Here is a 14,604-nt window from a genome sequence, read left to right as displayed (position 1 = left end):
ATCATTCCTCGGAAATTTCTTCAGCTAAAGGAGCTATAATTTTTTTATTTCTGATTTCTTTTGGATAAACAACTATTCCAAGTTTTTTTTCAAGAGCAGCAAAGTGTTGCATTTCGTAACGATCTCCAATAACTACATTTATTCCGGTTTTTCCGGCGCGAGCCGTCCTTCCGCTCCTGTGGACAAAAAAATCTTCGTCGTCAGGAAGATCCATCTGAATTATATGCGTAATGTTCGGAATATCAAGACCGCGGGCAGCAAGATCGCTTGTGATAAGAATTTCGCATTTTCCGCTTCTAAAACGGTCGATTGCAGCTTTTCGTTCCAATTTTTCTGATTTTGCGTGGAGACATAGACATTCAATTTTTTTATAAGTCAATTTATTGTAGATATTTTCAGCTTGGTCGGCACGGCTTGTAAAAATCAGAGACTTTTTTGGATTTTCGGCTGCTAAGAATTTTCGCAGTGTTTCGATTTTATCGCGTGATTCTGCGTATATTGCCCAATGAGTTATTCTCTTTTTCAAAATGTCTTCGGCCGGCATCACTACGTTTTGCGCATCGGCAAAAAAAATCTTTGCAGGCTTGCTGATTGTAGCGGAACATGCAATAACCTGAGTTCCGGCAGGCATGAGATTTCGTAAATTCGATGTGTTTTCAAACGCTTCTTTTTTTACAAGACGGTCTGTTTCATCAAAAACAATCGCCTTTATGCCGTCTACCTTTAGTTTTTTTAGGCGGATAAGTTCAACGAGCCTCGCCGCAGTTCCAATTATGATTTCAGGTTTTTCTTTAAGAACTTCAATCTGCCGTTTTATTTGCGCTCCTCCGATTAAGAGCGCGCATTTATAAGCCGAGATTGATTTACATGCTGCGTTTATCTGCGAAGCAAGTTCAAAAGTAGGGGCAACAATTATAATTCTGACTTTCTGATGGTCAGCGACATCTCCAAGCCTTTGAACGAGGGGCAAAAGATACGCAAAAGTTTTGCCGGTTCCTGTCTCTGATTGAAAGATTACATTTTCTCCATCAAGGATACGAGGAATTACCTCCGACTGCACAGGAGTCGGTTCTGTAATTCCCATTTTAGACAGCGAAGTTTTTATGTTATCCGATAACTGCGCAAAAATATTCATCAACTAGCATCTGGAAGTTCTTGAATCAACTCACTTAAATTTGTAGTTTTTCCTTTTACAACGTCCTTTGTAACTGTAAATCGCTTTTTACCTTTTATTTCAGGAATTTCAAACATGACATCAAGAAGCATCTTTTCTACGATACTCCGCAAACCTCTTGCTCCTGTTTTCTGCCTGATAGCTTCGTCTGCAATCTCGTTGATAGCGTCCTGTTCAAAAATCAATTCCACATTGTCTATGCTAAACGATGCTTGGAACTGTTTTGTAATTGCGTTTTTCGGTTCTGTCAAAACTAAAACAAGGTCGTCTCTCGTAAGCTCTTTCAGGGCACATGTGATAGGCATACGACCTATGAGCTCTGGAATAATGCCGAATTTTACAAGGTCGTCAGGAGTGCACTGATTTAGAAGGTTCATCCTGTCTTCTTCGCTCATCTGTCCTATATCTGAGCCAAATCCCATCGCATGTGACGAAACTCGCTGCTCAATAATCTTGTCGAGACCTACAAAAGCCCCTCCGAGTATGAACAAAATATTTGTCGTATCAATTTGAAGCATTTCCTGATTAGGATGTTTCCGTCCGCCCTGCGGAGGAACGCTTGCAACTGTTCCTTCGATAATTTTGAGGAGAGCCTGCTGAACGCCTTCGCCGCTTACGTCGCGAGTGATAGAAGTGTTTTCGCTCTTTCGCGCAATCTTATCAATTTCATCAATAAAAATGATTCCTCTCTGTGCTGCTTCGATGTTGCCGTCTGCCGCATTTATCAGCTTTAGAAGAACATTTTCAACATCTTCGCCGACGTAACCGGCTTCTGTCAAAGTTGTCGCATCTGCAATTGCAAAAGGAACTTTAAGACGCTGAGCAAGTGTGCGAGCTAAGAGAGTCTTTCCGGAACCTGTAGGACCAATCAAAAGGACATTTGATTTTTCGATTTTTACCGCATCGTCAGCTGCCTGTTGAGCAACGCTGACTGACATCCGTTTGTAATGGTTGTAAACAGCTACAGAGAGTGTTTTTTTTGCATCATTCTGACCAACCACATAACTGTCGAGATATTCTTTAAACTCGTGAGGAGTTGGAACGTCTTTTAATTCAATCGGCATAAGGTCTGCTTCTTGCTGTTCTAGAATTCCTTCGCAGATTGCAACACATTTGTCACATATAAAAGTGTTGCCACTAGGTCCAGTTATCAGCCTACGGTCTTTACCGGCAGTGCTGCCACAAAAAAAACAGTATGCGTCATTTGATCCAAATCTTTTCATTTCTTACTCCGTTATTTTCTTTTTGGCATAACGTGGTCTACAATGCCGTATTCCATTGCTTCTTTTGAAGACATATAATAATCACGCTCAATATCTTCTGCAATTTTTTTAACTGTCTTGCCTGTGTCGCTTGCAAGATATTCAATGGAAAGTTTCTTTAAGCGGATGATTTCTTTTGCAAGAATGCTGATGTCGCTTTCCTGTCCTTCAACTCCGCCGCGAGGTTGATGAATCATAACCCGGCTTGAAGGAAGTGCATATCGTTTTCCTTTTGTGCCACCTGCAAGTAAAATCGCAGCCATAGAAGCAGCCTGACCCATGCAGATAGTCTGAATATCGCATTTTACATATTTCATCGTATCGTAAATAGCCAAACCGGCAGTTACGCTGCCTCCAGGAGAGTTGATGTAAATGCTGATATCTTTCTCAGGATTTTCCGATTCGAGAAAGAGAATTTGAGCAACAGCAAGGTCAGCGGTATAATCGTTTATTTCTCCGTCAATGAAAATGATTCTGTCTTTAAGAAGTCTGGAGAAAAGATCGTATCCACGTTCCCCATTACCTGTTTTTTCCCAGATGTTTGGGATATTGTTGTTCATATTTTCGTTCATAAAAAATCCTCTAAGAAGCTAATGATATTTTTGTTTATCGTTATTAATATAATAAATTTTTTGGCAAGTGAATAGTAATAAATTTAAAATAAAAACCCTTCAGCAGAATAATGACAAATATTAAACTCATGCTGAAGGATTTATCAATAAAGTTTATATCTAAAAAGCTTTAAGTCAAAAAAAATCAAGTTTTGGAGCGTCTTTTTTATTTGTTTTCAAAGAGTTCTTTAAATGATTTTTTATCGCCTTTTGAAACTTTAATCTCTTTGTAGATTTCATCGTAAAGTTTATTTTCTTTAGCGTCATCGATAAGATACTCTTTTGCACGAGCATCTTCGTAGTGCTTTTTAACTTCTTCTACAGTCATGTTTCCGTCAGCTGCAATCTGTGCGTATTTTGCTTCAATATCTTCAGGAGTTACGCTGATGTTGCGGTCACGGATCAAAGAATCAACGATGATGCGTGATTTAAGCATTTTTTCGCTATCTGCTGCCCAATCTTTCATCAAATCTTCTTTTGTCTGACCTGATGAAAGAATAAGTTTTTCAAGCTGGTCAGGTGTTGTCTGAAACTGCTGTGCCATCATTCTCCATCTGCCGTCGAGTTCTGTTGCGAGCATTGAAGAAGGAATGTCAAATTTATTTTTTTCAACGAGCTGTTCAAGAAGATAATTATTTTTGAGTTCTCTGATACGGCGGCTAACTGCAAGTTCCATATTCTTTTTAATGTCAGCTTTCATATCTGCGAGAGTTTTGTATTTTTCATCGACATCCTGAGCAAAATCATCATCGAGTTTTGGAAGATCACGAATTTTTACAGCTTTTACAGTTACGCTGATTTTCTTCGTTTTTCCTGCAAGTTCAGGATCCGAATCGTCTTTTTTATATTTTTTTGTGATTTCTTTAGTTTCATCTTTTTTCATACCGATTATTTCATCATCGATTTTATAGATGTTTTCGCCGGTTCCAACTGTAAATACAAAATCTTCGCGTTCTGTTCCAGCGATTGTCTTTCCTTCGTCATCTAGTTCTTTGTAATTGATTGTGACGATGTCGTCTTTAGCAACAGTTCCATCTTTTTTTTCGATAACCATTGCATTTCTTTCCTGAAGTCCTTTGATTTCTTCCGCTAAATCTGCATCTGTTATTTCACACTGAGTTTCTTTTACCGCAATGCCTGAAAAATCTTTTACAGAAACTTTCGGGAAAACATCATACTTTACTGTATATGTCAGATCTTTTGTGATGTCGAATTCAGGAGCCTTTTCCATTGCCGGCTGTGCATAAGGAAGAGGGCGATTTTCAGTTTCATTCTGGAATATTTCATCGAATGATTTATCAATCAGCGAACCGAGAGTGTCGGCTTTAATCGCTTCACCGTATTTTTTTTCAAGAACATTTGCCGGAACGTGACCTTTGCGGAATCCCGGAATCTGTGCGTTTTTTGTGTAGTTTGAAAGCGTTGACTTGTATGCTTCTTCAACATCTTTTTTAGCAATTGTTACTGTAAGCTCTACAGCCGATTTTTCAAGATTTTTGAATTCTTTTGTAAGTTTCAATTGAGTCTCCTGTGTCAATGCGGTTTGCATGACTTAATAAAAAAAATAGAGACACAAGATGTTGCGTCTCTATTGTAAGATTCAAGCGGAAAACGGGAGTCGGACCCGCGACATCCACCTTGGCAAGGTGGCGCTCTACCACTGAGCTATTTCCGCATATTGTAAATTCGAGCAAACTCCATGCTTGAAGAGCGGAAAACGGGAGTCGGACCCGCGACATCCACCTTGGCAAGGTGGCGCTCTACCACTGAGCTATTTCCGCAAAAACTGCAACTTGTTTAAGTGCGAGAGGAGGGACTTGAACCCTCACGCCGAAGCACTAGATCCTAAGTCTAGCGTGTATGCCAATTTCACCACTCTCGCTCGACTTAGCATTCGTAAACTATGTTGGAACAGAATATAGTTTTTGCGGATTTTAGTCAATACTGTGAACAGTCTTTTTTGCCTGCTATTTATCAATGAACTTGAAAGTACGATAATTTGCATTCATCGCACAATCGGCATTTTGTGTGCCGTCATTGTTTATGCCGACAAAAGCTAAGTCATTGAACAAAAACGAACGCATTAAAAGACCTTTTTCTTTTTGGCAGAAAAATTCAATTATCATATATTTATATCCTTCCGCATAGTTCGACTTTGGATTTTGCAAAAATGTCGTGCAACCGAAATCTCCATTGAATTCCTTTTTTACATCTTCGTCCCTAAACCTGGAAAATTTTTCAATGCCGATGTCTTCACCTGTCGCATTATATGCCGTAGTTATAACCATGACATAAAAATCAAAATCAAGCTTATCTGGGTCTCCTCCATTGTCTGTAAAAAGCGTATATTTTAATTTACCTTCTGTTCCCTTGTGTGAAATCGAAAAGGCTTGCGTCGTGTGAACATCATCTTCAGACTCCTGCGACTGCGTTTTGATAATTTTCATATCTTTTGTTTTTAAATATGTAACATCGTATTCCTTTTTCGACTTTGTAATTGTATATCTGGAAATGTTGATTTCACAAAACAAAAACGAAGCGGCAAAAAAAATTATAAAAATAGATAAAAGTTTTTTCATACTGATTTTTCCTGTTAAAAAGTCAAAGTTTCTTGATAGAAACCGTTTATTATACTTCTGAGTTTTTTATTCAGACCCGAAATCAATTTAGCTTCACAAATTTCTTTAATCTCTAAAAATTTGAGCCAGAATTCGGTTTCGACTGCCATTTTATAAGCCGTCCGTTTTTCATTCCGCGCGAGATGAGTTTCAATTCCTGTCCCGGATTTTAACAATCGCTTTGAAATTATAAACTCTTTTTTTTCAAAAACAAGATATTTGTAAGTTGTGATTATGTCGCTTGCAAAAGTAAATATCTCTAAGTCATCTTCCATATCTCCTCCGATTTTTTTTATTTCTACTATAATATAAACCCCGTTGTTCGTTTTTAGGAAATAAAAATAGAAAAAAAATACTTTTTGTGCTATATTTTTTTTCAATGTTAGATTTGGAAACCCTTAAAGAAGATCTGAACCCTGAGCAATACCGCGCTGTCACAACAACAGACGGTGCAATTTTAATTATCGCAGGGGCCGGCAGCGGAAAAACTCGTGTGATTACTTTTAGAATTGCACACATGCTCGATAAGGGAATTCCTCAGAGCCAGATTCTCGCCTTGACTTTTACAAACAAAGCCGCAAAAGAAATGTCAGATAGAATAAAAGATTTGACAAAACGCAAACTTCAAAATCTTACAGTTTCAACTTTTCATGCATTTGGAGTGAAAGTTCTTCGTTCAGACATTGAAAAACTCGGTTACCGCGAAAATTTTTCTATTTATGATGAAACTGACCGCGTTTCGCTTATAAAAGAATGCGGTCGCGAGTTGAAATATTCAGTCGATTCGATGGATATATATACGATTGGAAATCTTATTTCGAATATAAAAACCGGACGAAAAAATTGGGAAACTGCAAACGACATGTACCGTCCTCTTTATGAAAGCTATCAAGAAGGTCTTAAACTTTATAACGCAGTAGATTTTGATGATCTGATTGTCCTTCCAATAAAATTATTTAAGGAAAACCCCGAAGTTCTAAAAAAATACCGTGAGCGTTACAAGTATATAATGGTAGATGAGTTTCAGGACACAAGCCATCAGCAGTACGAATTGATGCATCTTCTCGCAGATAAAAACGTTGCTGTAGTTGGAGATGATGACCAGAGCATTTACAGCTGGCGCGGAGCAGATTATCAGAATATCATCAACTTCGAAAAAGATTTTCCCGTGACGGAAATACGCCTTGAACAAAATTACCGTTCTACAGAGACAATCCTCGAAGCGGCAAATGGAGTGATTTCTCACAATACAAATCGCAAAGACAAAAAACTTTGGAGTGGGAACGGCGGCGGAAAACCGATAGAAATATTTATGCCTGAAAACGAAACTGACGAAGCTGACTTTATTGCCGAGAGCATCTTAGGAATCGCAGCTGAAGATAAAAGGAAATATGACGATTTTGGTGTCTTGATGCGGGCAAACACTCAGAGCCGTTTTCTGGAAGAATCATTTTTGCAAAACAATATACCATATACAATCAGCGGCGGAACTTCGTTTTTCGAACGAAAAGAAATCAAGGATATTGTAAGTTACCTTCGCATAATTTCTAATCACGACGACGACATAAATCTGCTCCGAATCATAAACTGCCCGCGGCGTGGAATCGGGCGCGCTGCAATTAAAATTTTGAACGATGAGGCGGAAAAATATAAATGTACGCTTTGGAGCGCAATCGATTCTGTTGTCAGAGCAAAAGAGTCTGTCGCAACCGATATATTAAAAGAAGATCTGCAAAACTTCGTAGATATTATTGAAACGCACCGTCAGAGATTTTTGAGCGGTCGCGGGCTTGCAAATAAAGTCCGTCAACTTATAGAAGACATAAATTACAAAGACCATCTTTTGACAGAATATGCAAAAAGTGAAAAAGCAGTCAGATTTAAATTGATGAACATCGAAAGCCTGTTGACTTCTATGGAAGTTTGGGAAAATGATCCGGATAATTCAAATCCGAATTTGTTCAATTATCTAAATAGAATCACTTTGATGAGTCGCGACAATGGCGATGATGAAAACGATAAAGGCAAAGTAAACCTTATGACAATTCATGCTTCAAAAGGGCTTGAGTTTCCTGTAGTTTTCATTGCGGGCGCAGAAGAAGGGATAATTCCTCATGCTCGTTCTGTCGAAGAAAATCAGGGAAATGTAGAAGAAGAGCGTCGGCTGTTTTATGTAGCAATCACACGCGCAAGAGATAAGCTTTTGATAAGTGCATGTCGAAAGCGCCGTCACATGCAGGTCGTGAGGGAATGCGAACCTAGTCGTTTCCTCGATGAAATTCCTTCAAATCTTGTAGAATACCACGAGCCAAAACAGCTGACAGAGGAAGAAACTGGTGCGATGTTCAACGATTTTTTGACTAAGTTAAAATCTCAAAAATAGAATCAAAAATGCGTTGGATTTTAAAATATTTGAACTTTCTAGCAATTCAATATATAATTGAAAAAAATAAAAAAACAGGAAAATACTATGAATACTACTGTAAGTTCATTTTTATCACGTCATAATTTTGTAAACCACGTCGATGTTTTATCTGTTGCTCAAGCAATTTTAGATGATATGCGAAAAGGTCTTCGCTTGGAAAAGGCAAATCAGGATATGATCCGCACTTTCTGTAATCCGCCAAAAAATCAGGCAAAAAACAATTCTGTAATAGTGATCGATGCAGGGGGAACAAATTTTCGCTCGTGCCTTGTAGATTTTGATGAAAACGGTGGGGCTGTTATTTCTGAAATGGAAAAAACACGCATGCCTGGAGTTGAAAAAGAGCTTTCACGCAAAGAATTTTTTAAACAGATTGCAGACAATCTTGAACATCTTAAAAATAAATCAGATAGAATCGGTTTTTGCTTTTCGTATCCGATGGAAATCAAAGAAAACGGCGATGGCGTTTTGCTCGGATTTTCAAAAGAAGTAAAAGCGCCTGAAGTTGTAGGGTGCGAAGTCGGAAAGTGCTTAAAAGAAGCTTTGGCTGGTCGCGGATGGAATACAATTAAACGAATCACTCTTTGTAACGATACAGTTGCTGCTCTTCTCGCCGGAGCTGCTTGTGCATCTTCAGGTGACCGCTATTCTTCATATATCGGATTTATTCTTGGAACCGGTATGAACGCTGCGTACATTCAGCCGGACTGCGGCAGCTGCAAAATAAACAGACAGATTGTAGTTTGCGAAAGCGGCAAGTTCCTGAGCGTAAACCGGTCAGATTTTGATATTGCATTTGCAAATACGACAGTAAATCCGAACGCATTCTATATTGAGAAATTGTGCTCCGGAGCATATATAGGAGCTGTTTCGTGGTATGCATTGCAAGCTGCCGCAAAAGACGGAATTTTCAGCGGAGAAGTTTGCAAAGCGATTGAAAAACTTGATGTGCTCACATTGATTGAAATGGATAAATTTCTTCATGCGCCATACAACACTGATTGTGCACTTGGAAAACTTGTATCTACGACAGGAACAGATGAAGATGCAGACAAAATTTTCCAGATTCTCGACGCAATAGTTGAGCGTGCTGCGCGTTATTCTGCTGCGATTCTCACAGCTTGTGCAATTCAGACAGGAGCAGGAAAAACTTCAACAAAACCTATATGCATTTTATGTGACGGAACAACTTTTCATAAGACTTATATGGTTAAAGCTCGTGTAAGCGCTTATCTTGATGAAGTTCTTACTCGCCAAAATGGTATTTACTGGAAAATTGTATCATGTGACAACGATATTACACTTGGTGCTGCAATCTCCGGTTTGATAGATTAACTTTTATATGTTAAGATCTAGCGATGTTTTGCAGTCTATTTTGTTTTTCATAAATAAACTTCAGAACATTGTTGAGGGGAAAATATGTCTTTTAAAAAGTCTTTAGGAAAGTCTTTTGTGCTTTTACTTGTCATTCTTATATTGATTATAGGTGGACTTTTGTGGTTTGACAGGCTTGGCGTGATTCATGTGAAGTCGGTTTTTTCTCCTGTCTATAAAGTCCTAAAAAAAGATCCTCAGACAAGTACGACCGCAACTCAGTCAAAACCTCTTACAGCAAATCTCGATGAAGACCGGTTGATAAAACAAAGAGAATCTCTTGATATTTTTAAAGAAGAACTCGATAAACGCCAGCAAGACATTGAATCTGCCGAAAAACAAAATGAAAAAGTGACGGCAGAACTAACTGAACGCGAAAAAAATCAGGAAGAACGCGAAAAAACATTTAACCTGCAAGTAAAAAAATACGATGATAAGAATATAAACATTGAACAGATTGCAAGAAATCTGAATGGTATGAAGCCACAGGCTGCGGTAAATATTCTTATTGCAATGGATGATCAAATTGTGATAGATGTACTTCGCAAAGTTGAAGAGATCGCAACTGCTGAAGGCACTTCATCTTTAGGAGCATACTGGCTTTCCTTAATGCCATCTGACCGGGCTGCGACAATACAGCGGAAGATGCTCAGTAAGCCGGACTCTTTAGATTAACCATCAGATCAGCAAATCTGCAATGTTTAAAAGGAGATTTGCTGTATGTCATATCAAGCAATCGCAGATGTTGTCGCATGTTCTCAAAATGTAGTACAGTTACGACCCCCTCAGATATCTAATATAACTCAAGATTCTCTGAACGGTTCTCAAAGTTTGTCGTTTGCACAAATTATGACATCGCTGCAAAATGACAATGCGCTAGAAACTGCAAAGTCTGAAAGTCCTGAGCAAAATCAGAAAACTAATTCTGACGAAGTTTGTGCAGAAAAACCTTTTGAAGATAAAAACAAAAAGACGGAAAATGTTGAATCTAAAAATGATGAAAACGGCGCAAATGCAAATAATGTAGAAAAATCAGAAAAAGACTCAAAGACTGTTAGCGGTCAAAAAGATGAAAAAAAAGCGGAAGACGCTGTTGAAAAATCGGAAAAATCAGCTGAAAAAGATTCAAAATTAAAAAAACTGTCTAAAAAAGATTTCTCAAAATCAAAAATTGATCAGTTTGAAAAAGACGATTTTGAAAAGCAAATCGAGAATCTAAAAAACGCAGAAAATCTCAATAATAATGCTGCTGTAAACAGCGCAAAATATGCAAAAAAAGATGAAACAATAAAAGAGACTGATGACAAAGACGAAGACCTTTCAGTTTCTGCAAAAATCAGCGGCACAGCAGAAAATCTTGAGATTCTTGATGATAAGCTCAAATCATACTCTAAAGAGCATAAAGAATTTTATTTTTCTGAAGATGTAAAGAAAAGCAAAAAAGAATTTGCTTTGGACAAAGACGGCAAAATAACAGTTCAAGATCTTCGTTCTGAAAAAATAAATGCTGCTGATTACGGCAAAAAGCAAAATCTAAAAGTAGGCGAACCGAAATTGTCAGGCGAAAGCACAGCGACTTTTACGATGGAATTGAATCAAAAAGTTGAGCAGAATGTTCTTTCGTTAAATAATCAGAGTGCGGCAAGCGATGGTTCAAATTTTCAAGCAATGCTCAACAATCAGATTCAAAGCAGTGCACCGGAATTTGTAAAGGCAGGAAACCTCATCTTAAAAGACAACAATCAGGGAACAATCAATTTAATTCTTCATCCAGATGACCTCGGCAATGTAAAAATTCACCTTTCATTGGATGGAAAAAATTTGAGCGGACATATAACTGTCGCGAGCAAAGAAGCTTTGCAGGTTTTTAAAGACAACTCGGAAACTCTGCGCGAAGCGTTCTTAAAAAGCGGTTTTGACTCTGCAAATTTTGATGTTTCTTATAATAATAACAACTCGTTTAGTCAAAATGGTGGGTTTGCAAGTCAAAATGACGGAACAGATTATATTGCAAAACAAGTTTATGGAAATTCGGGAAACATTTTGAGCGGAGAACTTGAAAATATATTGATGAATATTGAAGATATTTCAAATTATTCAGTAAATATTATTGCTTAAATACCGATTATAAAAACGGTAAGGCAAAACTGCGGAGTTAATAAGCAGGCGTGGTTTACAAAGGTAAAGGAGAAATGATGGAACTTCTGAACACACAGATGAATGCAAGTGAAAAGTTAGCTGTTGAAAATCAGGTGAATACTTACAACAAAACACTTGTAAATGAAGGAAGAAAAACTTCTCATGAATTAGGAAAAGATGATTTTTTGAAACTGCTTATCACTCAGCTTTCAAACCAAGATCCGACAAATCCGATGGAGAACACTGAGTTTATATCGCAAATGGCTCAGTTCAGCTCTTTGGAACAGATTACAAATATGAGTTCATCTTTTAGCAAGATGGCTGCTTATATCGGCAGCTCTGAAGCTGTCTCAACTTTAGGCAAAACTGTAGAATTGAATATTGGAGATACTACGGTTACAGGTATTGTGGAAGGGGCGATTCGCGGGGAAAGTCCACAGGTACTTGTAAACGGTATGTATTATGGAATGGATAAAATTAATGCGGTATACGCAGACTAATCGGTGGAAGGAAGGAAAGTAAGCATATGATGAGATCACTTTATTCTGGCGTTTCGGGATTGCAGAATCACCAGACAAGAATGGACGTAATTGGCAACAACATTTCTAACGTAAACACAAACGGTTTTAAACGTGGGCGCGTAAACTTTCAGGATATGATTAGCCAGCAGATGAGCGGCGCCGCAAAACCTACAGATGAACTTGGTGGGGTAAATCCTAAGGAAGTCGGTCTTGGAATGACAGTCGCTTCAATCGACAATATCTTTACTCAAGGTAACTTGCAGTCAACAGGAGTTTCAACAGACATCGCTATTCAGGGCAACGGATTTTTCCTTATGAAAAGCGGCGAAGAGTCTTTTTACACGAGAAACGGTTCGTTCGGACTTGACCGCGACGGAACTCTCGTCAATCCTGCTAACGGTATGCGGGTTCAAGGTTGGATGGCAGAAGATATCAACGGTCAGATGATTGTAAAAACTGCGGCAACTCCTGAAGATTTGATTATTCCGACAGGGGCGAAAGATCCTGCAAAAGAGACAACTAACGTCAATTTTGCGTGTAACTTGAACAAAAACACGCCGGAAATTCTGGATGGGGCAAGCGCTGATGATGTTGCAAAAGGAACTTGGGGAACTGAACAGAAGATTTATGACAGTTTTGGAAACGAGCATCTCCTTTCTGTTTCATTTAGACGTGTAAATGGAAACCCGAATCAGTGGGAAGCAACAGTCCAAATTGATCCTGACAATGCCGATTATACACAAACACGAGTCGGCTTGAACACAACAGACGGAGTTGGAAACACATTCCTCGTAAGTTTTGACAACTACGGTGCTCTTCAATCTGTTTCAGATACAGCCGGTTATAATTCAAATCCTGAAGGGCAAATTGTAATCCAGACTTCTTTTGCCGTAGCTGATTCAAATGCAGATGCCGAAGGAAATCCTTACCGCCAGACATTGAATATCAACTTGGGAACAATCGGTTCTTTTAAAGATACAATCACACAGTCTGCTTCAAAGTCTACAACAAAGGCTTTCTATCAAGACGGTTACACGATGGGTTATCTCGATAACTTTAAGATTGACTCAAGCGGAACTATCACCGGCGTTTATACAAACGGCACAAACCGCACAATCGGTCAGATTGCACTTGCAACATTTGCAAACGACCGCGGTCTTGAAAAAGCTGGTGATAACACTTATATAGAATCTAATAACTCAGGGATGGCGCGAATCGGCGAATCAGGAGTAGGCGGAAAAGGCACTTTGATGGCAGGTGCATTGGAAATGTCAAACGTTGATTTGTCTGAACAGATGACAGATATGATTGTAACGCAGCGTGGATTCCAGTCTAACGCAAAGACAATCCAAACAGCAGACACATTGCTTGAAACTGTTTTGAGCTTAAAGCGATAATATCTTGAAGCGATAACTTAAGCAGAATTTACTAAGCCCTTGTGAACGATAGTCGTTAGCAAGGGCTTTTTTTTGTTTGAAGTTTTTATGCAAGTTTTTTTGTTTTATTTTACGTGTGTATGAGATAAATGATATTTTTTATGCTTCTTTGTGGTATCTCTGCAAAATGTCTATAAGTTTTTGCTTTTTAAATAAAACAGCATAGTTATAAGCGCTCATACCCATCGTATCTTTTACATCAGGGTCGGCTCCGTTTTCTGTAAGCAATTTTACAAGCGATTCACGATTTGCCCCGACCGCAAGAACAAGGTTGCATTGACCTTCTTTGTTGATCGTGTTTAAATCCGCACCTTTAGAAATCAGATATTTTGTAATTTTTTCATTTCCACGCCAGACTGCATCCATAACGGCTGTGTATCCGCGGTCTTCAGATATCGCGTTTAAATCAGCACCGAGGTCTAAAAGCATTTTAACAAACTCAAAATTGTCGTTGCGGCATGCAATATTTAACATTGGAGTGCCAAAATCATCTCGAGAATTGACGTCCATTCCAGCTTGAAGAAATTCGTTGACAATTTCAATTTTATTTTTTGCGATGTAAGTTCCAAAGCAATCTGCTGTAAAAGGAATTCCTCTGTTGAAAAGTTCATTTTTTGCAATGCGCTTTTTGGCTTCTTCGATAAAATGTTTGTGATTTTTAGAAATCGAATTAATCAATTCGGCTTCATTGTTAATTTTTTTGAGAAAATCTTTTTCAAGAAGTTCATTGTCGTTGATTATTGAAAGATTAGTTATGACAGGGATACGCTGAGCATTTAAACAACCGCAAATGCTGGCAAGCACTGCTATAGTTTTCGGCGAAAAATTTGATTCATTTTTCGAATATATAAAACACGCTGTGATAAATTTATAAGTTGCCTTATGATTTTGTAAATTTTCAATTTCAAAATCTGAAGCAAGACATAGATTTTTTTTATCAGCTTTTGTAAGAGTCTTGTTTACAGTGCAAAATAGGTTGTCATCGTCAGTAATTAAAAGCCATTTCATATCTTCCGGTCATTATATGATTAAATGCTTGATATT

Annotated in this window: 13 protein-coding genes and 3 tRNA genes; 6 read left to right on the top strand and 10 right to left on the bottom strand. The window is 38.2% G+C overall.

Translation table 11 applies throughout. The annotated features are described in order from the left end of the window. Position 1: 1 nt before the first annotated feature. The 9 genes from H9I37_RS07740 to H9I37_RS07700 form a co-directional block, all read right to left on the bottom strand. The gene (locus H9I37_RS07740) at positions 2-1,084 is read right to left on the bottom strand and encodes a DEAD/DEAH box helicase (protein ID WP_255422519.1); all 1,083 of its coding nucleotides are present in this window, start codon (positions 1,082-1,084) and stop codon (positions 2-4) included. Positions 1,085-1,134: 50 nt separating this feature from the next. After that, on the bottom strand, positions 1,135-2,397 hold the full coding sequence (gene clpX / locus H9I37_RS07735; protein WP_187381864.1) for an ATP-dependent Clp protease ATP-binding subunit ClpX: 1,263 nt from the start codon (positions 2,395-2,397) through the stop codon (positions 1,135-1,137). A gap of 11 nt (positions 2,398-2,408) precedes the next feature. Next, positions 2,409-3,008, bottom strand: a complete 600-nt coding sequence (locus tag H9I37_RS07730; protein WP_187381862.1) for an ATP-dependent Clp protease proteolytic subunit — start codon at positions 3,006-3,008, stop codon at positions 2,409-2,411. A gap of 205 nt (positions 3,009-3,213) precedes the next feature. After that, positions 3,214-4,566 carry a trigger factor gene (gene tig / locus H9I37_RS07725; protein ID WP_486389519.1) on the bottom strand — a complete coding sequence of 451 codons (1,353 nt, stop codon included), beginning with the start codon at positions 4,564-4,566 and terminating at the stop codon, positions 3,214-3,216. A gap of 84 nt (positions 4,567-4,650) precedes the next feature. Then, positions 4,651-4,722, bottom strand: a tRNA-Gly gene (locus H9I37_RS07720). Positions 4,723-4,756: 34 nt separating this feature from the next. Continuing rightward, positions 4,757-4,828 (bottom strand) — tRNA-Gly (locus tag H9I37_RS07715). Positions 4,829-4,849: 21 nt separating this feature from the next. Then, a tRNA-Leu gene (locus tag H9I37_RS07710) sits at positions 4,850-4,929 on the bottom strand. An 85-nt stretch (positions 4,930-5,014) separates the two neighbouring features. Continuing rightward, entirely contained in the window at positions 5,015-5,626 is a 612-nt protein-coding gene (locus H9I37_RS07705; protein WP_187381860.1) for a hypothetical protein, read from the bottom strand. Between the two features lie 14 nt (positions 5,627-5,640). Beyond that, on the bottom strand, positions 5,641-5,940 hold the full coding sequence (locus H9I37_RS07700) for a hypothetical protein (RefSeq protein WP_187381859.1): 300 nt from the start codon (positions 5,938-5,940) through the stop codon (positions 5,641-5,643). Between the two features lie 104 nt (positions 5,941-6,044). Between H9I37_RS07700 and H9I37_RS07695 the strand changes: the two genes are divergently transcribed. The 6 genes from H9I37_RS07695 (at position 6,045) to flgE (ending at position 13,521) form a co-directional block, all read left to right on the top strand. Next, a complete protein-coding gene (locus H9I37_RS07695; RefSeq protein WP_187381858.1) occupies positions 6,045-8,048 on the top strand; it encodes an ATP-dependent helicase in 2,004 nt (667 codons plus the stop codon). 87 nt (positions 8,049-8,135) lie between these two features. Next, the gene (locus H9I37_RS07690; protein WP_187381857.1) at positions 8,136-9,425 is read left to right on the top strand and encodes a hexokinase family protein; all 1,290 of its coding nucleotides are present in this window, start codon (positions 8,136-8,138) and stop codon (positions 9,423-9,425) included. A gap of 84 nt (positions 9,426-9,509) precedes the next feature. Then, complete coding sequence (locus H9I37_RS07685) at positions 9,510-10,139, top strand: periplasmic-type flagellar collar protein FlbB (RefSeq protein WP_187381856.1); 630 nt, start codon at positions 9,510-9,512, stop codon at positions 10,137-10,139. A 45-nt stretch (positions 10,140-10,184) separates the two neighbouring features. Further along, entirely contained in the window at positions 10,185-11,582 is a 1,398-nt protein-coding gene (locus tag H9I37_RS07680) for a flagellar hook-length control protein FliK (RefSeq protein WP_187381855.1), read from the top strand. 74 nt (positions 11,583-11,656) lie between these two features. Continuing rightward, positions 11,657-12,103, top strand: coding sequence for a flagellar hook assembly protein FlgD (gene flgD, locus H9I37_RS07675; RefSeq protein WP_370586900.1), 447 nt, complete (start codon positions 11,657-11,659; stop codon positions 12,101-12,103). Positions 12,104-12,129: 26 nt separating this feature from the next. Then, entirely contained in the window at positions 12,130-13,521 is a 1,392-nt protein-coding gene (gene flgE, locus H9I37_RS07670) for a flagellar hook protein FlgE (protein WP_187381853.1), read from the top strand. Between the two features lie 138 nt (positions 13,522-13,659). Here the strand turns inward: flgE and H9I37_RS07665 are convergent, their stop codons facing one another. Continuing rightward, entirely contained in the window at positions 13,660-14,568 is a 909-nt protein-coding gene (locus tag H9I37_RS07665; RefSeq protein ID WP_187381852.1) for an ankyrin repeat domain-containing protein, read from the bottom strand. Positions 14,569-14,604 lie beyond the last annotated feature (36 nt).

The organism is Treponema sp. Marseille-Q3903, assembly GCF_014334335.1.
Taxonomy (GTDB): Bacteria; Spirochaetota; Spirochaetia; order Treponematales; family Treponemataceae; genus Treponema_D.
The sequence above is the reverse complement of the archived record's forward strand: the minus strand, read 5'-3'. Positions and strand labels throughout refer to the sequence as shown.

Bases quoted from the DNA above. Each gene is read 5' to 3' on its own strand.
- H9I37_RS07690 (WP_187381857.1), top strand. From the start codon at position 8,136: ATGAATACTACTGTAAGTTCATTTTTATCACGTCATAATTTTGTAAAC.
- H9I37_RS07740 (WP_255422519.1), bottom strand. From the start codon at position 1,084: ATGGGAATTACAGAACCGACTCCTGTGCAGTCGGAGGTAATTCCTCGT.
- H9I37_RS07705 (WP_187381860.1), bottom strand. From the start codon at position 5,626: ATGAAAAAACTTTTATCTATTTTTATAATTTTTTTTGCCGCTTCGTTT.
- flgD (WP_370586900.1), top strand. From the start codon at position 11,657: ATGATGGAACTTCTGAACACACAGATGAATGCAAGTGAAAAGTTAGCT.
- H9I37_RS07695 (WP_187381858.1), top strand. From the start codon at position 6,045: ATGTTAGATTTGGAAACCCTTAAAGAAGATCTGAACCCTGAGCAATAC.
- H9I37_RS07700 (WP_187381859.1), bottom strand. From the start codon at position 5,940: ATGGAAGATGACTTAGAGATATTTACTTTTGCAAGCGACATAATCACA.
- flgE (WP_187381853.1), top strand. From the start codon at position 12,130: ATGATGAGATCACTTTATTCTGGCGTTTCGGGATTGCAGAATCACCAG.
- clpX (WP_187381864.1), bottom strand. From the start codon at position 2,397: ATGAAAAGATTTGGATCAAATGACGCATACTGTTTTTTTTGTGGCAGC.
- H9I37_RS07665 (WP_187381852.1), bottom strand. From the start codon at position 14,568: ATGAAATGGCTTTTAATTACTGACGATGACAACCTATTTTGCACTGTA.
- H9I37_RS07685 (WP_187381856.1), top strand. From the start codon at position 9,510: ATGTCTTTTAAAAAGTCTTTAGGAAAGTCTTTTGTGCTTTTACTTGTC.
- H9I37_RS07680 (WP_187381855.1), top strand. From the start codon at position 10,185: ATGTCATATCAAGCAATCGCAGATGTTGTCGCATGTTCTCAAAATGTA.
- H9I37_RS07730 (WP_187381862.1), bottom strand. From the start codon at position 3,008: ATGAACGAAAATATGAACAACAATATCCCAAACATCTGGGAAAAAACA.